The organism is Peribacillus simplex NBRC 15720 = DSM 1321 (assembly GCF_002243645.1).
In the GTDB taxonomy this organism is placed as follows: Bacteria; Bacillota; Bacilli; order Bacillales; family DSM-1321; genus Peribacillus; species Peribacillus simplex.
This window is the reverse complement of the sequence record NZ_CP017704.1, coordinates 1469180-1490219: the sequence shown is the minus strand read 5'-3', so window position 1 is coordinate 1490219 and position 21040 is coordinate 1469180. Positions and strand designations below refer to the sequence as shown.

Genomic DNA, 21040 nt, shown 5'->3' with positions numbered 1-21040 from the left:
ATCCTTGACTGTGAATTTAGTAAGGTGTTCACTCTCACTGGTGTAATCTATTTTCCTATTTATCCCGCTTTCTGTTTATTCTTCCATATTAGTGGAAAGTAATAAGAGGAAATACATATTAGAGAGTGAGGGAATTTATCATGAACTATAAACAAAAACTTATACTGCCTATGTGTACTGCCTTTTTATTGTATGGATGTAATTCAGCGGATGATTCAAATCAGGCGGACAAAAATGTTGAGGACATGAATACAGTGGGACAAGGAACAGATACAGAGGTCGATCCGCAGGTGAAAGCGGAAGTTAAAGATGTAGAAGGTAAAACACTTGGGACGGTAAACTTTACCGCTGAAGAGAATTCTGTAGTGATCGAGACCGCTTTGGAGGGCCTTGAGCCAGGCTATCATGGATTCCATGTTCACGAAAACGCAGCATGTGAGCCGGATGCTAAGGATGGCCCTTTCACTACAGCGGGAGGACACTTCAATCCAACTGATGAAACGCACTCTAAACATGCAGGGGATATGCCCCCTCTATATGTAAAAGAAGATGGGACAGCCAAATATAAGGCAACATTGGATAACATGACAATAGACCAACTTAAGAAAGAAGAGTTAGCTGTAATCGTTCATGCGAATCCAGACAACTTTGCCAATATTGCTGACCGTTATGAAGCAAATGGAGAAAAAGGACCGGATGAAGATACCCTGAAAACTGGTGATGCAGGCGATAGGCAAGCTTGCGGGATTGTTGTAAGTGCAGAGGAAAAATAACATTAATGAAGCTAGAGCGATTCTTCTATAGAGGAATCGCTCTTTTCATTGAAGGTAAAACAGCCGACCGCTAAAACCTTAAGGCTGAATTCATTCTTTTTACGTTTTAAGAAGGCTTTTTCTATTGTGATATAGAAGTAAAAGAGTAAGTAATATTGCATTAGCGGCATATGGTATTAAAAGATCATAGTTAATTCATACAGTGGGATGAAGTCCAAGGCATAGGTTTAATATAGGAAAATAAGTTTTGGTTTGAATGGATAAAAAACCCGAATAGGGATCATGTCCACTGATTCGGGTTTGCTTTATCATTTTGCTGTAATGGTTTCCTCGATTTGCTGTAATCTCTCAGCCACTTCTTCTTCAGAAAGGTTATGCTCGACTACATAGCGGTTACGTGGATGCACTCGGCATTCATGAGTACAGCTGCGCATGTGTTTGTGCTCGTTCTCTTCACTGCAAAGGATTTTCTTGTTGCATTCAGGGTTAGCGCAATTGACATAGCGTTCACAAGGTTCGCCGGAATAAATATCGCGTCCGACAATGACATGTTCCTTTTGATTGATAGGTACGGCAATCCTTTCATCGAATACATACATTTGGCCATCCCAAAGCTCACCTTGGACTTCGGGATCCTTACCGTATGTTGCGATGCCGCCATGCAGCTGGCTTACATCTTCAAAGCCTTCTTCGACAAGCCAGCCTGAGAATTTCTCACAGCGGATACCGCCGGTGCAATACGTAAGGATTTTTTTGCCTTCGAACATTTGTCTATTTTCCCGCACCCAATCCGGAAGTTCACGGAAATTCGTGATTTCTGGCTTGATTGCACCCCTGAAATGTCCTAAATCATATTCATAGTCATTTCTGGCATCAAGAACGATGGTATTTTCATCTTGCATTTGCTCGAAGAATTCCTTCGGGCTCAAGTATTGGCCTGTCGTCCGGTTCGGGTTGATGTCATCTTCCAAACGAAGCGTTACAAGTTCATTACGTGGACGAACATGCATTTTTTTGAAAGCATGGCCGTCAGCTTCATCTATTTTAAACACGATATCGGCAAAGCGGGAATCGCTTTTCATCATGTCCATATATTGGTTGGTTTGTTCGATCGTACCTGAAACGGTTCCGTTGATGCCTTCTGATGCCACCAAGATACGGCCTTTCAATTCAAGGGCATTACATGCCGCAAGATGCTCGGCTGCGAATTCTTCGTGATTCTCGATGGGTACATACAAATAATAAAGTAATACTCTATATGGTTTTGTTTCCATTTTTTATTTACCACCTATATTTTATATTTGCAAGATATAAAGGGTGATCATTTAGACACTTTTCTCTTACAGATAATCATTATACCAAGAAAACGTAAAAATGATAAGGGCATGAAAAAAAATCAAAAGGAGTTGTATGGAATGTTGAAAGAATTAATGAGATACCCAATCATTCAAGCACCTATGGCAGGAGGAGCTTCCACTCCGAAGCTTGCGGCTTCAGTATCCAATGCAGGAGGATTGGGCTTTCTCGCAGCTGGGTATAAGACTGCAGAAGAGATGAAGGACGAGATAGGGCAGATCCGTCAGTTGACTGAGCGCCCTTTTGGCGTGAATGTATTTGTGCCAGGCAACGAGGCGGTGGATGAAAATATATTATCTGCCTATCGTGAAAAGATCGAAAAAGAGGCCGAGAGCGTTGGGGCTGAGATTGGAAAAGCCGTTCGTGATGACGATGATTGGGGAAATAAACTACATGTATTGAAGGAGGCTGGGGTCGCTGTCGTCAGTTTTACGTTTGGATGTCCAACGGAAGATGTAATAAGGGAGCTCCAAGATGTCGGTTCCCTTATAGCCGTGACAGTAACCAACCTTACGGAAGCAAAAAGGGCGGCGGAAGTAGGCGCGGATGTTCTATGTGTACAGGGGTTTGAAGCAGGGGGGCACCGAGCCAGTTTTGAAAACCGCACAGAAGATGATTACGGTCTTTTAGTATTGATACGGATGATAAAAGGTGAGCTGAACTTACCGATCATTGCAGCGGGCGGACTGATGCATGGAAAGGATATCGCGGCTGTGCTCAAAGCGGGAGCAGCAGCGGCACAATTGGGAACTGCTTTCCTTCGCTGTCCCGAAAGCGGGGCAAGTCCCGTCCATAAGGCAGCTTTAGGAAATCCCCGATTTACTCAGACCGCTGTTACCCGAGCCTTCAGCGGCCGGCGGGCACGCGGGTTGGTGAATCACTTTTTAACGGAATATGATAGTGTTGCACCAGTCGCCTATCCTTATGTCCATCACATGACAAAGCAAATGCGAAAAGCGGCTGGACAAAAAAACAACCCTGAATTGATGGCTTTGTGGGCAGGACAGGGGTATAAGCTGAGCAGGGAACTTCCTGCATCGGAATTGGTTGAACTACTTGTAGAAGAACTAAACTGAGAAGGGTTTGGATGGAGATGGAGATAAGAGAATTATTCATGGATGAGCCACCGCCGATGCATTTATTACTTTTGGCAGATCCTTCAAGGGAATTGATCGAGGAATACTTGGGAAGCGGAACGTGCTTTGTTGCAGTGAGTGATAAGCGAATGATCGGTGTTTATGTTTTACTGCAAAAAGGTCCAAAGCTTATAGAGATAATGAACATCGCGGTGGATGAACGGCAACATGGAAGAGGAATCGGAAGGCAATTGATTGAACACGCCATAGGCCATGCAAGGGAACAGGGATATAAAACGATTGAAATCGGCACGGGAAATTCGGGAATAGGGCAGCTTGCCCTTTACCAAAAATGCGGTTTTAGAATAACTGGGGTCGATAGGGATTTTTTTAATAGAAACTATTCCGAGGCCATTTATGAAAATGGGATTCAGTGCCAGGATATGATTCGCTTGTCACAAAGTTTAGACTAAGCAATGATCATCCAAGTTTGACGGAAAAGCTTTACTGACGTAAGTGCGCGTCGCATTGCTTAGGGGGAATGAACTTGTTCTTTGGAGATATGATTTATCTTCTTTTTGCTTTACTAATTCCGTTTTTATTTGCGATTGGGGTTTTCATATTCATTCGATCAACGAAAAGACAAAAGGATTCTTTATCGAAAATTCATAAAGACTCACATGAAAAATAGCAGTAAGAGAAAAAGAGTGCAAAATAACGGCACTCTTTTTCTCATCTTTACCTTTCCAAAAAGGCTTCCAAGTTCCTTTTCACACTGGGCCATTCATGTTCGAGAATACTGTAGACCACCGTGTTCCTTATCCTTCCATCTTGCAGTTTTTTCTCCATCCTCAAAATGCCTTCTTCAAGGGCACCGAGCCTGGTTATTGCTGCCCGCGATCTTTTGTTGAATTCGTCCGTCCTGAATTCGACCCGTTTCATTTGCCACTTTTCAAAAGCATGTTGCAATAGCAGGTACTTACATTCTGTGTTAATGGCTGTTCGCCATTTGTCGGGATGATACCAAGTCGAACCGATTTCCAGGGATTGATTATGAAATTGAATATTTCTTAAGCTCGTGCTGCCAACTATCGTATCATCAATCTGATCGATAACGACAAATGGATGATGAAGTTCCTGTTCCCTTGCTCGAATGCCTTCCTTTACATAGGAAATCGCCTCTTCATATGACAAAATTTTTGTGGCGCTCCATTCCCATATTTCAGATGGCAGGGAAGCAGCGTAAAGCGGTTCGATATGATGATCCATCATCGGGGCGAGTATCACGTGTTTCCCGAATAATTCGAAATGCTTCATAGTCTCCTCCTATTGATTGATATCTTCATTATAAAAATATTCTGGTCCTGCAATAAGGACCAATGCTGATATAATTTATAGAACCAGTTTGAAGGAGGACCAAATGTTTGAAATCACTCTAACCTTAGATAAAAAGAATAAAGAAGCTTTATATGTCCAATTGTATAAATACTTTATAAAGGAAATCCAAAATGGACAAATAAAGGCCGGAATGAAACTGCCTTCTAAACGAAAACTAGCTGTGCATTTAGGGATAGGCTTGAATACAGTGGATACGGCTTATCAGCAGTTGATTGCAGAAGGATATGTGGAAAGTCAATTAAGGAAAGGTTATTACGTAGCCGATTTAGAACCGATCTCACCTTTAAATGAGCCGTTGTCTTTAACAGAAGGGAGGATGGGCCCTCCGAATGAAAGAAATGAAATAGATTACAATCATGGAAGGGTGGACGTGGATTCTTTCCCGCATGCAGTGTGGAAAAAATGCTTGAACAATACGTTATATCTACAGGAAAGGGAAATGTTCATGAGCGGTGATCCTCAAGGGGAATGGGGGCTCCGGGCTGAGATCTCATCCTATCTATTTCAATCGAGAGGAGTTCGCTGTGGGGCTGATCAAATCATCATTGGGGCAGGTACCCAGTATTTCATCCATCTGCTGCGGTTACTTCTAGGAAATGAGCGGATATTTGGTTTGGAAGACCCTGGCTTTCATCGAGTAAGGGAGGTACTGATGTTAGAGGGAGCGGATATGGCATTCATACCCTTGGATGAAAATGGAATGAGTGTGGACTCCTTGAAAGAGAGTATAGCGAATGTTGCCTATGTCACCCCTTCCCATCAATTTCCTTCAGGTATGATCATGCCGGTAACTAGAAGGGTTGAATTGCTGAATTGGGCAGTGGAAAAAAAGGGTTATATTATTGAAGATGATTATGACGGGGAATTCCGACATGCAGGCAAACCGATTCCGTCCTTGCAGGGGTTGGACACAAATGGAAAGGTCATCTACCTAGGCACGTTTTCAAAGTCGCTCATTCCATCAATCAGGGTGGGATTCATGGTGTTACCCACGGAGTTGGCTAGCTGCTATCAGCAGAAGTTAATTGGATATAAACAGACCGTTTCCAGACTGATTCAGGAAACGCTCTGTCTTTTTATGAAAAATGGACATTGGGAACGCCATCTGAATAAAATGCGAACGATTTATCGTAAAAAGAATAAGGTGCTGCTAAATGCAATTGAAGAGAGCTTCCATGATCGTGTAGCCGTAATCGGTGAAAAGTCAGGATTACACGTTCTTTTAAAAGTAAAAAACGGCAGCAGTGAGGCAGAGCTCATTCAAAAGGCTGCCGGTGTTGGGGTTAAAGTCCACCCAACTTCGGTTTATCATTCAAAGAATGTGAAAGATCCGACTATTTTGATTGGATACGGTGGTTTAACCGAAAGGGAAATCGAAGCAGGAATCCGACTTTTAAAAAAGGCATGGCTATAGCTTGAAAGAATATGGAAAAGGTCTTGATTCACACTTATTCATCAATGATATAAGATACCCATTTAGTTTCTTATATTATTGAGGATTTTAAGGACCGTTTGGAAAAATATTTCCTGTTCTTCTTCAGTAATGCCTTCCAGGGCTTTTCCTTCGATTTTTTCTGCAATCTTAAGACATTTTGTATGTACCTCTTTGCCCCGGGGGGTCAGTTCGATTCGTTTTTCCTGTTCATCTTTTCCAGGAACTTGTTTAATCATATTATTCTGTTCCATACTGTTGACCGAACGTGTGATGATAACATTATCTACATCCAAGTAACTGCAAATATCGGGGATTGTGGAATATCCGCAGTTCTTTAAATAATTCAGGATTGTCCACTGATTATGGTAAATTTCAAGGGCTGTAATTTGTTCATTCATTTTGCTGACTAATGATCTCGATACTTGTAAATATTGATGAAATAATTGAGTAGGGTTCGTCATATGATTCTCCTTTATAATGGTCGACCAATCCATTATATTCTTTAATTCTTAAAAGTCTATTGTAAAGAATCATTTATTTCAGTCAATGTTTATTTTTGGAAGCGGAGTAGGGAAGGGAGGAATTATGGAAATATGAATGAATTGAGAGAGAGTCCAGTTCTCCTAAATCATTTAAAAACAATGGGAGAAGCATATATAAACTGACAAGAGGGCACTTAATATATAATGGCAAATATTTATTTTTTCCTTCAAATGGTCTATTAGCAAGAATTAAGGGACCCCATAGATTGGTAAAAGTCAATCCGACAACTTACCTTGAAGCTGAATTCGATATATCCTGTAAACAAAAACCCAGCCTCTAATGTGGCTGGATTTTTGTTTATAACCTCTCGCTGGTGGAGCGGTGTTTTGTTTCTTTTTTATTACGTTCTTCTTGTCGTTCATATTTAATTTCATCAATTGGTAAATCATCAATGGGCATGACAACTTGATCACGTTCCAGCTGTTTTTCCTGATTTTTCTTGAATGCCTTGGATTTATCATTACGCTCCTCAAGATACTTTTCTTTATCTTTATTGTCCAATGTCAATCCCTCCATCTCTTATTATCTCTTTTTCCCCTTATTGAGAAAATAAAACGTATAAGCGAAATATATGTGACCCCATTTCATAAATATAAGGAGAACAAGAAAGTGCAAGGAGGGTTTGTTCAGTGAATGTCACCGTCTTTTTCCGCTGGTTTTGGAGGGGTATTCTCCTTTTAGGCATATTAATCGTCATTCCCTATTCATGGGCTTTGATTTTAGCATTGCTAACCGCCATTCTTTTGGATGGATTGGTCCGCATGATTGGTGAAACGGCAAAGCTGCATCGGTTTTGGGCAGTATTGATTTCATTTGTTATATATGTAGGCGGGCTTATGAGCATCACTTATTTTTCCTTTTCGGTGTTAATCAAGAAGGTGATTGTCTATTCGGAAGAATTTCCTGGTTTCATACGTGAAGTGTATTTGACGGCTATATTGCCAGTCATTAGGCAATGGGAACGGTATTCCCAAACGTTGCCGCCAAATCTCATTCAATCAATAGAACAAACGATGGAAAAGGGAGTCAGGGCTTTAGAGGGGTTCACAGAGGCCTTTGTTCAGGATATGGTTCAGTTCGTTACACTCATTCCCGGATTTTTCATTGACTTTTTAATTTATTTAATCGCCTTATTCTTAATTAGTCTTGAATTGCCTAAGTTAAGAAAAAAGGCGGTCCTTTATTTAAAGTCATCCACTTATCAAAAGATTTCGCTAGTTTATCAAGATTTAAGTATGGCAGCCGTAGGCTTCATCAAGGCACAAATCCTGTTGAGTTTAATCACATTCATCATGGCTTATGGAGGACTATGGTTATTAAATGTGAGGTATACGATTCCATTGGCACTGTTAATAGTAGTTGTGGACATTCTTCCTATCTTGGGGACGGGATCTGTACTGGTTCCTTGGGCAGCGATAGTTTGGGCTCAAGGAAACCATCATCTAGGTGTGGGCCTCATCATCCTATTCCTGGTCATTACCATCATAAGAAGGACTATCGAACCGAAAATCTATTCAGCAAATATGGGATTGAGCCCTTTGTCATCGTTGGTCAGCCTTTATTTAGGATTTAAAATGCTTGGTTTCATTGGGCTTTTCCTTGGACCTTCGATACTGATCGTTTATGATACGTTAAAAAGGGCAGGTGTCATCAAATCTAACTTCAAAATATGAAAGATTCTTAGATGTTTTTTGCCTGATTTCTTAGATTTGACATATCTTTTACCGCTTTACCTTGACCGTTGCAATGATTGCAGTCCCGGGAAAAGAATTGCAGATAACGGGTTTTCCCTTTCCCTTTGCAGTGTTGGCAAATGGTTATGAGTTTCATGTTTCCTCACTCCTTCAAAAAGTATCGCTTTTCTAACAGTATGAAACAATAAAGGTAGAACTATACTTCATGTAATCATTCGATGTTAAATGCAGCAGGTTTTATATAATATGTGTTTACTTTATTTCATGTACCAATTGGAAAAAAATAACCCCCGCTCCTAGTTTTTTAGGAACGGGGGTCATTATCATGACACAATTTCGGTTTGTGATATTATCGGGAATTCTTTCACTTCGCTTACGACTTTTGCTGGTTTGTATATTTCAATATAACGAATATGGTGATCTTCCATTTCTTTTATCCTAAAGTTATAGGGACCATAAGCCAGGATATCACCTTGTTTGGCCTCGTAATCTTCGGTAAGGATCCATCCGCCCATCGTATCAATATCTTCATCATTGATATCCAATCCAAGTAAATCATTCACTTCACTGACTAATACCTTGGCATCAATGATATAGTGATCTTCTTTTAATTTGCGGACATCCGGCACTTCATCCAAGTCGAACTCATCTCGGATATCGCCAACGATTTCTTCAAGTATATCTTCAACGGTCACCAAACCTGACGTACCGCCGTATTCATCCATGAGGATAGCCATGTGGATCCGTTCCTTTTGCATTTTTAAAAGTAAATCGTGAATCGGGATACTGTCAATGACACGGATGATCGGACGAACATATCGATCGATCGTTGACGCTGCCTGATTGTTCTTATCTATCATTTCAGTGAATAGCTCTTTGATATTGACCATTCCGATAACATGATCTTTATCACCATCAATGACAGGATATCGTGTAAAGTTCTCTTCCGCCATAACGGTGAAAAACTGCTGGATCGTATCATCTTTGGATACCGTTGCAATTTCTGTACGTGGAACCATGATTTCTTTTGCAATCCGATCATCGAATTCAAAAATTTTATTCACATATTTAAACTCTGATTGGTTAATTTCGCCACTTTTGTAGCTTTCGGAAACAATGATACGTAGCTCTTCTTCTGTGTGAGCCAAATCATGTTCGGAAACTGCTTTTAATCCTAGCATTCTTGTAAGCGTCCTAGCAGAGCCATTCAGTACCCAGATGAATGGATACATGATTTTGTTAAAAGCAATTAAAGGTTTGGAAACCAATAAAGTTACTTGCTCCGCTTTTTGAATTGCCAATGTTTTTGGTGCCAATTCCCCAACAACCACATGTATGAAGGTAATTAAAGAAAAGGCAATTGCAACCGAGAGTGCATGTGAAGCTGAATTTGGAAGATTCAATTGATTCAAGAGTGGGTGCAAAATGTTTTCAACTGTCGGTTCTCCAAGCACCCCAAGCCCTAGAGCAGTAACTGTAATTCCGAGCTGGCATGTTGAGAGGTATTCATCTAGGTTAGATATGACCTTTTTTGCTGAAAGAGCATTCGGCTTTCCTTCTTCAATTAATTGATCGACCCTCGTGCTTCTCACTTTAACAATCGCAAACTCCGTAGCTACAAAAAATGCTGTTAAAGCAATTAAAATGGCAATAAGAACCAAGTTTATTATGTCCAAATAGTCTCCCTTAACTCGCCTTCGAGACGAATAAGGAGTACACCTCCTACATTTTTAAAATATACAAGTATATTTTTTTTTGCCGTGCTGAATATTTTCGGGATTCATTCAAAATGGCTGTGCAGCCGCTTGAACTCCCATATCCTTTAGTGATGAAGAGAATAATAGTATATGCCGATTAGCGATGCGTAGACGGGAAATAGAAGAATTTCTGTCTGAAGGAGTGCAGCCATTTTTCAAAAGGATGCACATATCCGTTACGCAAAGCAGCGTCCGTCCGTCAAAACGAACATTCTTTAATGCCCCATCAAATCACCTCAATCTAATTAATTTAAATACTTTCATTATAAAAAGAGTTAATCATTCAGTCAAACAGCTTACGGCAGCTTAAATCCGGTAAATTGCTTGTAAAGGATCAGTTTGAGCTAATAATTAGCTGTTTTTGACTGTTTTCTCTACTTTATTATATTATATTATAGAATATTCAGAAAACTGAGGGCCGTTTCATAAAAATTGGTCCGTTTCATTATTTTTTGGATGGTTTAAACATATTCTATAGAAATCAAGACAAGTTTTAAATTTAAAGGGGGTGACAGCCATGAAAATCATGGAAAGGATGGCAGCAATCATTGCCGGCAGCATGCTTGTAGGAGTGGGAATCAATTTTTTTCTGATACCTTATCATTTATTGGATGGTGGCATGATAGGGATTGGGCTGATTTTTCATTACTATATAGGACTTCCGACAGGGCTGGGTGTGATTTTGAGCAGCATTCCATTATATATATATGCTTGGTACTTTGAAAAAAAACTATTTCTTAACAGCTTGCATGGCTTGCTTTTTTCCTCTTTATGCATCGATATTTTTTCCGACGCTGTCACCGGATGGAATATTCCGATCTATGTAAGTGCGATAATCGGGGGAGGGTTGATTGGACTTGGAATCGGCTTGATGCTTCGGTATGGGACCTCTACAGGCGGAACGGATATGTTGGCACAGATCCTTTCCAGGAAGAGCGGACTCAATGTAGGTTTGCTGATTTTTTTCATTGATGGATGCGTACTGCTTTGCGGACTGAGCGTTGTGGGGACTTCAATCTTTTTATATTCATTTTTAACGATCATCGCGGTAGCCATGCTAACTTCAGTCACAGTGATGCGAACCATTTAATGTTAAATCATGTATAAAAATCTGAAAAAAGGAAAGGATGGGCAATATGAAAAGGACAGATTTCTAGTCTAATAAATAGTAAAGGAAAGTTCTTATGAAAAAACTCTATATGTGTACTGCGATGTTGTTAGTTATACTGGCTGGTTGTCAAGAGTCTGAAATGCCAGAGGATAAAGAAGTGAACAGTGCTGTTCCTGAATCTATGGATGCATCAATTGTCATTAAAGGGAAATTAGAGCCTGGAAAAGAAGTCATTCTTGAAACGACCGTGAAACAGGGAAGCCAATTGGTGAATGAAGCTGATGAAGTACTGTTTGAAGTGAGAAAGTCCGGACAGGATAAACGCGAAATGCTTGAAGCGAAGAATACTGGAAGTGGCATGTATCAAGTGATGCATACTTTTGAAGAACAAGGAAAATATATTGTAGTCTCCCATGTAACGGCCAAAGGCCTTCATGTGATGCCTGAAAAAGAAGTTGTCGTTCCAGAACATGAAAGTGAAGGTGCATCGGTTCACCCTAGTACGGATGTATCTATCGAGTTTCAAAGTAACCCTGTAAAGGCAGGTAACAGTTCGAACTTTGAAGCGACAGTTGAATTGAATGGGAAGCCACTGACAAATGCAGATGTGAATTTCGAGGTGTGGAAGGAAGGCAGCGAAGAGAGTCATTTCACCAAAGCTGAAGAAGATGGAAATGGAACATATCTAAATAAGGTATCTTTCGAAGAATCGGGAACCTATAAGGTGCAGGTACATGTCGAAAAAGACGAAGTGCATGAACACCAACTGCAAACCATTCAAGTCAATTGATTGTTTTTTTACCGAATTGTTTAAACAGGTTTTATACTTTCGTTAAATGGGAAGTTAAAGGATAACGGTACAGCAGAAAGGGAGGGTAAGAATGAATAATCAAATAATCAACAAGTATAAAGATCTCGGGATTCATATTGAGAAAACGAAATCACGCCAGGAGATTTTCACTAATGTTTCACAAAATGATTCATCCTTACTCACCATAGCTGCTTTTACTCAATTCCCCAAAAACGGGAGCTAAAAGAATATTGATGCAATGAGACCGGAGTACATATCAGCTGGTCTTTTTTTGTGCATTCTTAAATGTGAGACACTGTGAAGCTGGATAGGAAAAATCGAATAGAACGTTATAAGCTGCAATAGTATAGAAGGACAAACAATTTGAAATTAGCGGTAAGGGGAGTCCGATAGCATGATATCACAGCTTATGATGACGATATTGAATTGGTTTGCGGAAATGGGGTATATGGGGATTTTATTGGGGCTGATGGTTGAAATCCTCCCGAGTGAGCTTGTTCTCGGATACGGTGGTTATTTGGTCGGCCTGGGGAAAATGAATTTTTGGGGAGCTGTTCTTGCAGGTGTTGCAGGCGGGACGATGGCACAACTATTTCTCTATTGGGCTGGTTATTATGGAGGACGGCCCTTTCTTTTGAAGTATGGAAAATATATTTTAATTAAACAAAATCACATTGTAAATGCTGAAGAGTGGTTTCAACGGTATGGCGTAGGCGTGATTTTTACGGCTCGATTCATTCCAGTGGTTCGTCATGCTATTTCCATCCCTGCCGGAATTGCGAGGATGTCCGTATGGAAGTTTATATTTTATACGGTTGCGGCTGTCATACCTTGGACAATATTGTTCCTGACCTTAGGAAGGATCCTCGGAGAGAATTGGCAGCAAATCCGGGAAATAACTGAACCTTATCTAATTCCGGCTGCTGGTTTTTCCTTTATCTTAATCATGCTTTATATTTTATGGAAAAAAAAGAGTACACCTCCAATCGTAACGGTCAAAAAAATGGGACGGTTTCCCGATAAATGAACAAATCAAAAAAAGCCACGTAAAATCACCTTTTACGTGGCTTTTTTTAATCATTATCCTTGGGGAAGGTCTTCTTCTAGAGAAAGCTGTACGACCTTTTGTGTCACCTCGATAGAACGAATGGCGTGATCTTCCATTTCAATCACTTTAAAGCAGAATCCGTCTTTTTCCATGATGTCCCCTACATTCACATCATAATTTTCAGTAAGGACCCATCCGCCTATAGTATCGACATCATCTTCTTCTAAGTGAATGCCAAGTAAATCATTTACTTCCTTAACAAGAAGCTTAGAGTCTAAAATATAATGTCCATCTTTAATTTTCCTGATCGAGGCAACCTCATCGATATCGAATTCATCACGGATTTCCCCAACGATTTCCTCGAGGATATCCTCGACTGTGACAAGTCCGGAAGTTCCGCCGTATTCATCCATCAAAATAGCCATATGAATGCGTTCTTTTTGCATTTTTAACAGCAAATCATGAATTGGTATATTTTCCATTACCCGAATAATCGGACGAGCGTAATTTTCAATCGCTTTGATATGGATTTCCCGATCTTTAATAAGATCCGAGAAAACTTCCTTTAAGTTCACTAAGCCGATGACATGGTCTTTATCACCTTCGACAACAGGATATCGAGTGTATTTTTCCAATTTGGCCACATCGACGAATTCCTGTACCGTTTCATCTTTGGATATGGTCATGATCTCTGTCCTTGGAACCATGATTTCTTTGGCAATACGATCATCGAATTCAAAGATGTTGTTTACATATTTAAATTCTGACTGGTTAATCTCTCCGCTTTTATAGCTATCTGATAAGATGAAGCGCAATTCTTCTTCCGTATGGGCTATTTCGCTTTCGGATGCTGGCTTGAAGCCAAATAATCCGACAACGAATCGGGAAGAATGATTCAAGGCCCAGATGAAGGGAAAGGCAATCTTATGGAAAAAAATCAGCGGGCCGGCAATTGCCAAGGCCACTTGCTCGGCCTTTTGGATGGCAACCGTCTTTGGAGCCAATTCACCTACAACCACATTCAGGAACGTAATCAGGGAAAATGAAATGACAAATGTCAGAATGCTTGTGACTTCTTGAGGTATATTCAAGGCATTGAATAAAGGCCCAACCAATTTGAGGATGGTCGGCTGTCCTAGCCACCCCAATCCAAGGGCAGTAACGGTAATACCTAGCTGTGTCGCGGATAGGTACTCATCAAGATCGGATGTAACCTTCTTTGCCGCAATGGCTTTTTTGTTTCCCTCTTCAATCAATTGATCGATCCTAGAGCTACGAACCCTTATGATCGAAAATTCCGAAGCTACAAAAAAGGCAGTTAAAGCGATTAAAATAATGACAAATAAAAAACTTAATATGTCCAATTAGTGTGGGACTTAATTGAATCGCCAGATGTACCGAACGACTTAATTATCCCAGTCACCTCCCAAAACCAATAATGAATGAAATGATATTAGTGTATAAAATGTTAGATGAAAAATAAGTCTCGTCTATCTTGTATGAAAATTATGCTGGTTATTATTTTCAATCTATTGGATCATTCACCTCGATTAGTAGTGGAACCTTCCTATTAGTATAAGTAACTGGACGTCAATCAGTCAAAAATTTCACACTAAAAACCTAAGGAAAAAAGGATATTTAACCATTATTTAGTTTTCAATTGTATGGAAAAGGTCGTTAGGAAATCGGTAGAGTGACAGGATAAGGTTCCTTGATGCTTCAAAACGATTTCTTTACAGACGAATAATCCCAATCCCGTGCCTCTTTTTTTTGTGGTGATGAATGGTTCAAAAATATTCGGCAGGACGTCGTCAGGTATCTTCGGCCCATTGTTCGATATATTTAAGGTTAGAATGCCGGGCGGTGATTCAGAGCCTGAAATGTAAATGGATGGGGAAGGCATCCCTGCAACCACATCAAGAGCATTTAAAATAATATTAAGTAAAACTTGCCGGAATTCTTCTTTAGAACCGGAAATGACGGCATCATCGGCAATGTTACATGTAATGGAAGCATTTACTTCCAAAATGCTGGGATATAAAAATTCAATCACTTCATTCACAAGTTGAGCAATGGAAAATAGATCAGGTGGTGATGCTGAAGTTTCCTTTTTGGAAATATTAAGAAATTGTGTAATCCGGTAATTGAGCTGATCCAATTCCTTTGAAATGATATCAAGGTATTTTATCTCAGGTTGTTCTGCCTGTAACAATTGTATGAATCCCATGATGGAAGTCAGTGGATTTCTGAATTCATGGACAAAGCTTGAGGTCATTTGGCCAAGGAGCGTCAAACGGTCTTTATGGTTTGGGCTTATGAATTGATAGCGTTCTTCAAGTTCCATCGTTTTCAATTCGGTATAATGGGATAATGCAAAATGAATGAGTTTATCGAAGTAAACGTTTATTTGCTTAATTAGATCCGATATTTCTTCTTTGGGTGCTTCGGAATTCAAAACGTGCTCTATGGTGATGGATCTCCCGATGGTTGCAGTGGAAAAGAAATTTTCCATATCCAATTGCTTATTAACTCGATCAGACGCAATTTTTTCCCCTACGACCTTCAGTACATCGTCTATTTCAGTATCCGATTTTCCAAGCTGATCCATTAGCAGATTAAAAATATTTTCTACTTCTCCTTTAAAATACCCCAGATATCCGTCCGGTAAATGCAGCAACTCATCTTTCCATTTGGAAATGATACTGCTTTTTTGAGAAGATAAAAAGTGAATGGTCATTTCTCGATTAGATACCATTTTGCCCTCCATACTGTAGGAAAATGAATTTACTTTTGACCCAGAAAGTGCTTTATTTGAATTAAATTACAAAATATCAAAATAATTACATCTTGTTTTCATGATAACAGATTACTGTTCTTTTAACATGTGTCAATTGGATAAATATTCGGCAATCAATCAATAAATACCTTTTTTTGACACAGTTTTATTACAGTAATTACAGGAATTAATAACAAAAAAAGGTATCCGTAAAGTTAATGACGGTTACCTTTTTTATGAAATGCATATGGTTCGATGTGAACAATCACATGCTGGATATTATAATCCTTCAAAAGATTTTCTTCGATTTTAACCGTAATATCATGACCTTGAATGACGGTCAAAAGAGGGTTAACATGAACGGTGGTTTCGAGCAAGATTTCACTTCCGTGCATCCGGGCTTTAATTTCACTCATATCTTTAACACCTTCTGTCAATATAATGGTTTGTCCGATCTTTTGCAGGAGCTGCTCGTCGAAACCATCGGTTAAAGAGATGGAGGCATCACGAAAGATATCCCAGGCCGTTTTACATATGATGACCCCCACGACTGCTGCAGCTATTGCATCCAGCCAAGGGATTCCCATCTTAGTACCGATGATTCCAATGAAAGCACCAACACTGACAAGGGAATCGGAACGATTATCCTGTGCAACGGCATAGATGGAAGAGCTGTTGATCTTTTTACTTAAGGATAAGTTATATCGGTAGATTCCGTACATGAAGATTGCAGAGAATAGAGCAACATAACCGGTCAGCATACTGGGAACGGTTGTTGTTGAAGCTTGGTGAAAGAAGGATTCAATGGCACTGAACACAACCTGAAGGCCCACGGAGATCATGATGAAGGCAGCTACCAACGAGGCTACGGTTTCCGCTCGTAAATGGCCATATGAATGATTATCATCAGGAGGTCTCTTTGAAATTTTTAAACCAATCAATACAGCTATGGAAGCGATGATGTCGGTTGTATTATTTAAACCATCAGCCCAAAGCCCTTTAGAATCACCGAAATAACCAAATGACAATTTAAGAGCAGACAAGAATATGTAAGCAGCAATGCTTATGTAAGCGCCTTTTTCAGCTGAAATCGAATGTTTATCCATGTCCATTCCCTCCCCAATGTAAATTAGGCTTAATAAAGATACCAAATCAAACCTTAGTGAGTCTATAGAAAAATTGTCGTATATAGCCATCTAACTTGGTTAATAGCAGGTGTATTGAAGGTCTGTAAAGAAGTTGGATAAATGAAAGAATATCGCCATAAAATGGGAATGGAAAGTTTTGATGATATGTACATTTTCTTTAATTGTATTCTAACCTATGATCGAAAATTAAATACTTCCAAGGGGAGCCAAAAAGGCTGAGAGTGAACGGTTCTAGTTCAGACACCTTGACCTAATAGTTAGCAATGGTGTAGGGAGGTGGTTTTGGGCAGCCATTAGCGCCCCTGTGTTTTTCGTTTGCTTCGAATGTATTACTGTGAAAATCCTATTAACAAAAAGGCCGGATTCTATAAGAACCCGGCCTTTTATCGGAGAATGCTCTACTCGAGCCATTCAGGGCGAACCCGCTCAATCTCATTTTGCAATGAATACCGAACAGGGTGCGTTTTTCGCAATGGAACTACTTGTACTGCCAAGGAAGAATTTTTCCAAACCGTTTTTAGCACTATTGCCGACAACGATAAGGTCAGCTGAAGTTCTTGCTGCAAAGTCACATACGCTATCTGGCGCATATCCTTCCAATATTTCGAATTTTCCCTTGACTTGACATTCACTTAACAATCTCAAAGTATTATTTTCTGCGTTCTGAATACTATTCTCGACGGCGGAAGGGGTGTCATTTACAATTTGATGTCCTTGATGATCAACTTCAACAACGGGATGTGTCTGGACTGGATCCACATAAAATCCGGCAGCAGGTACGAACCCCGGAGCCGAGGTGTTTCCCATGATACGCTGTTCAACCTTATCATTTAGGACATGAACTATGGTCAACTCGGCTTTTGGAAAGGCTTTTTTCAATGTTGCTCCATATTCCACGGCCCGTTTACTCTCTTCATTTCCATCAAAAGCGACGACAATATGTTTTAAGTCTTTCATTAATATCATTCTCCCCTTTATAAGACCTTAAAGTGTTATACCCAATTTTAAATGGCTTCACGCCTTTAATCGGTATATAGATTGCCTTTTAGGGGCAAAGGATAGATACGAGCATAGTTAAAATGGTAGGATGAAATCTGGTCCTTCATTTAATGCTCAGACGATGAAGGGATATCATCGGCAAGGATGCCGATTCGCGAGTATAGTGCTAAAAGAAAAGGGCGCCTTTTATTCAATCGACGAGTTTTCTTTAATAAAAAGGGTAAAATATTTTTAATGAAACATGTCGCAGATGGGAAATGGGGGTACAAATGAGAGGGTTAGTGAAATTAGGTCTAATTATAATATTGGCGATTGTGGTTTTAGGCGCCGGTTCACTATTGTATTTCAGGCAGGGAGCAGATATAAGCCATCTTGAAAATATTCTTCAGCAACCGACAGGAATATATGATCTGGATGGGAATCTTGCAAGTACGATCACGGCAAATAAATCCGAAGGTGTTGCGATAGATGAAATACCGGAACATATGAAACAAGCGGTGGTTTCCATTGAGGATCACCGTTTTTATGAACATCACGGCATAGATTATCAAGGGATTTTGCGGGCTTTGGTTAAAAATGCGAAGGCAGGAAGTGTTGTTGAAGGCGGGAGCACGCTCACCCAGCAGCTTGTGAAAATCACGATGCTTGAATCAGATCGAACACTTAAGAGGAAGATAGGAGAGTTTTTTCTAGCCCAGGAAGTTGAAAATCAATATACAAAAGATGAAATTCTGGAAATGTATTTGAATCAAGTTTATTTTGGCCATGGGGCATGGGGAATCAAAAAGGCTGCAAATATATATTTTTCCAAAGAGGTCTCTGAATTGACCGTTGCCGAGGGGGCTTTGCTGGCGGGTGTCATTAACTTGCCATCCAAACTTGACCCATACAAGAATTTAGACGGGGCAGTCAAGCGGCGTGATTTGGTTCTTTCGAGAATGGCGGAACATGGTTATTTGACGAAAGATGAAGAAGCAGCTGCAAAAAAAGATTCGGTGACACTTCTTATGGGGGAGAAGGAAACCGATCCATTAAGAGGTAAGTATCCTTATTATGTCGATCATGTTTTATCGGAAGCATCGAGTAAATATGGAATTAAGCTTGAGGAGCTGCTTTCAAAGGGGTATAAAATTTACACGACTTTGGACCAATCCATGCAGCAGACTACAGAAGCTGTGTATGAGAATGATGCCAATTTTCCAGTTGGAACAAGTACAGAAGAACTGGTTCAAAGCGGGTCTGTCCTCCTTGATCCTGAAACGGGCGGCATAAAGGCACTTGTCGGTGGGAGAGGGATGCATCAATTCATGGGTTATAACCGGGCGACCCAGCTGACACGGTCTCCTGGTTCATCCATTAAACCGCTTGTCGTTTACACGCCAGCGGTTGAAGAGGGATATGATATTACTGCCCCTTTAAAGGATGAAAAAATGAGCTTCGGTGAATATGAGCCAACAAACCTGAGTGGTGAATATAAAGGAGAAGTGCCTATGTATGAAGCGGTGATGAATTCCTTGAATGTACCAACGGTTTGGCTATTGAATGAGATTGGAATCGATAAGGGGCTTGATTCACTTAAGCGGTTTGGGATTCCATATGACAAGGATGATCGAAACCTGTCGATAGCTTTAGGAGGAATGAAAAAAGGTGTGTCCCCGCTGCAGATGGCAGGAGCCTTTTCAGCTTTCGCCAACGAAGGGGAACGGATGGAAACCCATGCCATTGTAAGAATAGAAAATGCCGATGGAAAAGAGGTAGCCGCCTGGAAAGAGAAAAGCACCAAAGTGACCTCTGTAGGCGCCGTCGACAAAATGAATGCCATGCTGCTTGGAACAGTGGAATATGGTACAGCGAAAAACGCGGCTGTTTCCGGTTATGAAATAGCAGGTAAAACAGGTTCCACACAAGTTCCCATCGAAGGAATATCAGGGGTTAAAGATCAATGGTTCATCGGTTATTCACCTACGCTGGTCGGTGCTGTATGGGCTGGATATGATAAGACGGATGAAAAACATTATCTAACGACACACAGCAGTCAGGGAAGTGCACTCATCTTTCAAAAAATAATGTCGCAAGCTATACAGAATCAAGCCGCTCAATCTTTTAAAGCTCAAGATATTGGTCCGCTTATAGCTGAACAACAGACACATATAGCTGAGCAACAGGAAAAGGAAGAAGAGGAAAAAAAGAGACAATATTGGATTGATAAAGGAAATGAAATACGGGAAGGTTTGAATAAATGGAGGGACTGGGAGCTTCCGTGGTGATTCTCAGGAAAGGGAAGTATGGCCACGCTCTTTAAATAAAATTAACAAACTGAGACTGTCAAGCATTTGACAGTCTCAGTTTGTCGGTAAAAGGGGGGATGGTCTCATCCTGAAGCATGATCTTAAAACAAAATTAGGTGTATTGGTTTTTAACTGTTTTATGAAACCCTCATTAAATTGAAGAAATTTGCGACACTCCTGCCGAATTCTGGAAGACAGTCGGCGGAAAGGGAACGGATTTCTGAAAACAACTGAAACGTTTTTTAAAAAGAAAAAAACTGCAGGCAAACTCGCGTTTGTCTACAGTTTGAAACTGTCATTCATTGACAGTATTTCGTCGTTCTTAAAAAATGAAATTTACTATTATGCCGATAACGACAATTGCTCCTATCACCATTAAAATGGTTCTCATTTCTATACACCCTCTTCATAACGTAGTTTGGATCATTTAAATATTAACGGTTTGGTTGGATTGGAAACCGTATGCACTTTCATCGTTTTCTTTACAAATAGCCTGTACTTTCTCTAGCATGGCATGTACATTCTCGCCTTCAAGTATGACTTTCATGGTTGCACACTCTTGAAGAATGAGCACAAAGGATACGAAAGTCGAAAGTTTCTTGGCATCGACCAATTTATGGTTGGAGATAAAATATATATTCCCTTTAAATTCTTTTGTAACTTGATATAGGTTCAAGATTTGTCGCATGGATAATCTTTTATTTGTGTTAATGTCAGAAGAAATCACTTTATTCATGTCGTTTACTCCTTTTGTTTTTATACTTTTGGAAAAGCATAATCAAGATGTCAATTCAGCTACAACTTTTAAAATGAACAAGTATGTTTGA

At 40.1% G+C, this 21040-nt stretch carries 20 protein-coding genes; 10 read left to right on the top strand and 10 right to left on the bottom strand.

Annotated elements, in window-relative coordinates:
* Positions 1 to 140 precede the first annotated feature (140 nt).
* Positions 141 to 773, top strand: a complete 633-nt coding sequence (locus BS1321_RS07045) for a superoxide dismutase family protein (RefSeq protein WP_063232338.1) — start codon at positions 141 to 143, stop codon at positions 771 to 773.
* A gap of 308 nt (positions 774 to 1081) precedes the next feature.
* Here BS1321_RS07045 and trhO read toward each other — a convergent pair whose 3' ends face one another.
* Positions 1082 to 2047 carry an oxygen-dependent tRNA uridine(34) hydroxylase TrhO gene (gene trhO / locus BS1321_RS07040; protein ID WP_063232337.1) on the bottom strand — a complete coding sequence of 322 codons (966 nt, stop codon included), beginning with the start codon at positions 2045 to 2047 and terminating at the stop codon, positions 1082 to 1084.
* A gap of 141 nt (positions 2048 to 2188) precedes the next feature.
* On the opposite strand from trhO, the gene BS1321_RS07035 reads away from it, so the two are divergent.
* Together BS1321_RS07035 and BS1321_RS07030 are read left to right on the top strand one after the other, a co-directional pair.
* On the top strand, positions 2189 to 3205 hold the full coding sequence (locus BS1321_RS07035) for a nitronate monooxygenase (protein ID WP_081112848.1): 1017 nt from the start codon (positions 2189 to 2191) through the stop codon (positions 3203 to 3205).
* 17 nt (positions 3206 to 3222) lie between these two features.
* Positions 3223 to 3678: a GNAT family N-acetyltransferase gene (locus BS1321_RS07030; RefSeq protein ID WP_063232424.1), complete on the top strand. Its 456-nt coding sequence runs from the start codon at positions 3223 to 3225 to the stop codon at positions 3676 to 3678.
* Positions 3679 to 3943: 265 nt separating this feature from the next.
* Here BS1321_RS07030 and BS1321_RS07025 read toward each other — a convergent pair whose 3' ends face one another.
* A complete protein-coding gene (locus tag BS1321_RS07025; protein WP_069981679.1) occupies positions 3944 to 4522 on the bottom strand; it encodes a GNAT family N-acetyltransferase in 579 nt (192 codons plus the stop codon).
* Positions 4523 to 4625: 103 nt separating this feature from the next.
* Here BS1321_RS07025 and pdxR point away from each other — a divergent pair, with 103 nt between their 5' ends.
* A complete protein-coding gene (gene pdxR, locus BS1321_RS07020; RefSeq protein ID WP_063232336.1) occupies positions 4626 to 6017 on the top strand; it encodes a MocR-like pyridoxine biosynthesis transcription factor PdxR in 1392 nt (463 codons plus the stop codon).
* Between the two features lie 62 nt (positions 6018 to 6079).
* On the opposite strand, the gene BS1321_RS07015 is transcribed toward pdxR, so the two are convergent.
* Entirely contained in the window at positions 6080 to 6499 is a 420-nt protein-coding gene (locus BS1321_RS07015) for a MarR family winged helix-turn-helix transcriptional regulator (protein WP_063232335.1), read from the bottom strand.
* 379 nt (positions 6500 to 6878) lie between these two features.
* Positions 6879 to 7082, bottom strand: a complete 204-nt coding sequence (locus BS1321_RS07010) for a hypothetical protein (RefSeq protein WP_081112853.1) — start codon at positions 7080 to 7082, stop codon at positions 6879 to 6881.
* A 128-nt stretch (positions 7083 to 7210) separates the two neighbouring features.
* Here BS1321_RS07010 and ytvI point away from each other — a divergent pair, with 128 nt between their 5' ends.
* Positions 7211 to 8254: a sporulation integral membrane protein YtvI gene (gene ytvI, locus BS1321_RS07005; RefSeq protein WP_174524157.1), complete on the top strand. Its 1044-nt coding sequence runs from the start codon at positions 7211 to 7213 to the stop codon at positions 8252 to 8254.
* 344 nt (positions 8255 to 8598) lie between these two features.
* Here the strand turns inward: ytvI and BS1321_RS07000 are convergent, their stop codons facing one another.
* Positions 8599 to 9951 carry a hemolysin family protein gene (locus BS1321_RS07000; RefSeq protein WP_063232333.1) on the bottom strand — a complete coding sequence of 451 codons (1353 nt, stop codon included), beginning with the start codon at positions 9949 to 9951 and terminating at the stop codon, positions 8599 to 8601.
* A gap of 598 nt (positions 9952 to 10549) precedes the next feature.
* Here BS1321_RS07000 and BS1321_RS06995 point away from each other — a divergent pair.
* The 4 genes from BS1321_RS06995 (at position 10550) to uptA (ending at position 12981) form a co-directional block, all read left to right on the top strand.
* Positions 10550 to 11122 carry a YitT family protein gene (locus BS1321_RS06995; RefSeq protein ID WP_307264028.1) on the top strand — a complete coding sequence of 191 codons (573 nt, stop codon included), beginning with the start codon at positions 10550 to 10552 and terminating at the stop codon, positions 11120 to 11122.
* 94 nt (positions 11123 to 11216) lie between these two features.
* Positions 11217 to 11933: a FixH family protein gene (locus tag BS1321_RS06990; RefSeq protein ID WP_081112847.1), complete on the top strand. Its 717-nt coding sequence runs from the start codon at positions 11217 to 11219 to the stop codon at positions 11931 to 11933.
* A 91-nt stretch (positions 11934 to 12024) separates the two neighbouring features.
* Entirely contained in the window at positions 12025 to 12177 is a 153-nt protein-coding gene (locus BS1321_RS27365; protein ID WP_155726445.1) for an Lmo0850 family protein, read from the top strand.
* Positions 12178 to 12351: 174 nt separating this feature from the next.
* Positions 12352 to 12981: an undecaprenyl phosphate transporter UptA gene (gene uptA / locus BS1321_RS06985; protein WP_069981685.1), complete on the top strand. Its 630-nt coding sequence runs from the start codon at positions 12352 to 12354 to the stop codon at positions 12979 to 12981.
* Between the two features lie 53 nt (positions 12982 to 13034).
* Here uptA and BS1321_RS06980 read toward each other — a convergent pair whose 3' ends face one another.
* From BS1321_RS06980 to BS1321_RS06965, 4 genes are all read right to left on the bottom strand, one after another.
* Positions 13035 to 14366 (bottom strand): hemolysin family protein, encoded by a 1332-nt coding sequence (locus BS1321_RS06980; RefSeq protein WP_063232330.1) that lies wholly within the window; start codon positions 14364 to 14366, stop codon positions 13035 to 13037.
* Between the two features lie 281 nt (positions 14367 to 14647).
* On the bottom strand, positions 14648 to 15757 hold the full coding sequence (locus tag BS1321_RS06975; RefSeq protein WP_063232329.1) for a histidine kinase N-terminal domain-containing protein: 1110 nt from the start codon (positions 15755 to 15757) through the stop codon (positions 14648 to 14650).
* 236 nt (positions 15758 to 15993) lie between these two features.
* Positions 15994 to 16884, bottom strand: coding sequence for a cation diffusion facilitator family transporter (locus tag BS1321_RS06970; protein WP_094246589.1), 891 nt, complete (start codon positions 16882 to 16884; stop codon positions 15994 to 15996).
* A gap of 474 nt (positions 16885 to 17358) precedes the next feature.
* Entirely contained in the window at positions 17359 to 17883 is a 525-nt protein-coding gene (locus tag BS1321_RS06965; protein ID WP_063232327.1) for a universal stress protein, read from the bottom strand.
* Between the two features lie 311 nt (positions 17884 to 18194).
* On the opposite strand from BS1321_RS06965, the gene BS1321_RS06960 reads away from it, so the two are divergent.
* Positions 18195 to 20192 carry a transglycosylase domain-containing protein gene (locus BS1321_RS06960; protein WP_232522772.1) on the top strand — a complete coding sequence of 666 codons (1998 nt, stop codon included), beginning with the start codon at positions 18195 to 18197 and terminating at the stop codon, positions 20190 to 20192.
* Positions 20193 to 20640: 448 nt separating this feature from the next.
* Here BS1321_RS06960 and BS1321_RS06955 read toward each other — a convergent pair whose 3' ends face one another.
* Positions 20641 to 20949: a hypothetical protein gene (locus tag BS1321_RS06955; RefSeq protein ID WP_063232325.1), complete on the bottom strand. Its 309-nt coding sequence runs from the start codon at positions 20947 to 20949 to the stop codon at positions 20641 to 20643.
* Between the last annotated feature and the right edge of the window lie 91 nt (positions 20950 to 21040).

What these genes read in the sequence shown, in the direction of transcription:
- BS1321_RS07045 (WP_063232338.1), top strand. Translation starts at nt 141, where the DNA reads ATGAACTATAAACAAAAACTTATACTGCCTATGTGTACTGCCTTTTTA.
- trhO (WP_063232337.1), bottom strand. Translation starts at nt 2,047, where the DNA reads ATGGAAACAAAACCATATAGAGTATTACTTTATTATTTGTATGTACCC.
- BS1321_RS07035 (WP_081112848.1), top strand. Translation starts at nt 2,189, where the DNA reads ATGTTGAAAGAATTAATGAGATACCCAATCATTCAAGCACCTATGGCA.
- BS1321_RS07030 (WP_063232424.1), top strand. Translation starts at nt 3,223, where the DNA reads ATGGAGATAAGAGAATTATTCATGGATGAGCCACCGCCGATGCATTTA.
- BS1321_RS07025 (WP_069981679.1), bottom strand. Translation starts at nt 4,522, where the DNA reads ATGAAGCATTTCGAATTATTCGGGAAACACGTGATACTCGCCCCGATG.
- pdxR (WP_063232336.1), top strand. Translation starts at nt 4,626, where the DNA reads ATGTTTGAAATCACTCTAACCTTAGATAAAAAGAATAAAGAAGCTTTA.
- BS1321_RS07015 (WP_063232335.1), bottom strand. Translation starts at nt 6,499, where the DNA reads ATGACGAACCCTACTCAATTATTTCATCAATATTTACAAGTATCGAGA.
- BS1321_RS06995 (WP_307264028.1), top strand. Translation starts at nt 10,550, where the DNA reads ATGAAAATCATGGAAAGGATGGCAGCAATCATTGCCGGCAGCATGCTT.
- BS1321_RS06990 (WP_081112847.1), top strand. Translation starts at nt 11,217, where the DNA reads ATGAAAAAACTCTATATGTGTACTGCGATGTTGTTAGTTATACTGGCT.
- BS1321_RS27365 (WP_155726445.1), top strand. Translation starts at nt 12,025, where the DNA reads ATGAATAATCAAATAATCAACAAGTATAAAGATCTCGGGATTCATATT.
- BS1321_RS06975 (WP_063232329.1), bottom strand. Translation starts at nt 15,757, where the DNA reads ATGGTATCTAATCGAGAAATGACCATTCACTTTTTATCTTCTCAAAAA.
- BS1321_RS06970 (WP_094246589.1), bottom strand. Translation starts at nt 16,884, where the DNA reads ATGGATAAACATTCGATTTCAGCTGAAAAAGGCGCTTACATAAGCATT.
- BS1321_RS06965 (WP_063232327.1), bottom strand. Translation starts at nt 17,883, where the DNA reads ATGAAAGACTTAAAACATATTGTCGTCGCTTTTGATGGAAATGAAGAG.
- BS1321_RS06960 (WP_232522772.1), top strand. Translation starts at nt 18,195, where the DNA reads ATGAGAGGGTTAGTGAAATTAGGTCTAATTATAATATTGGCGATTGTG.
- BS1321_RS06955 (WP_063232325.1), bottom strand. Translation starts at nt 20,949, where the DNA reads ATGAATAAAGTGATTTCTTCTGACATTAACACAAATAAAAGATTATCC.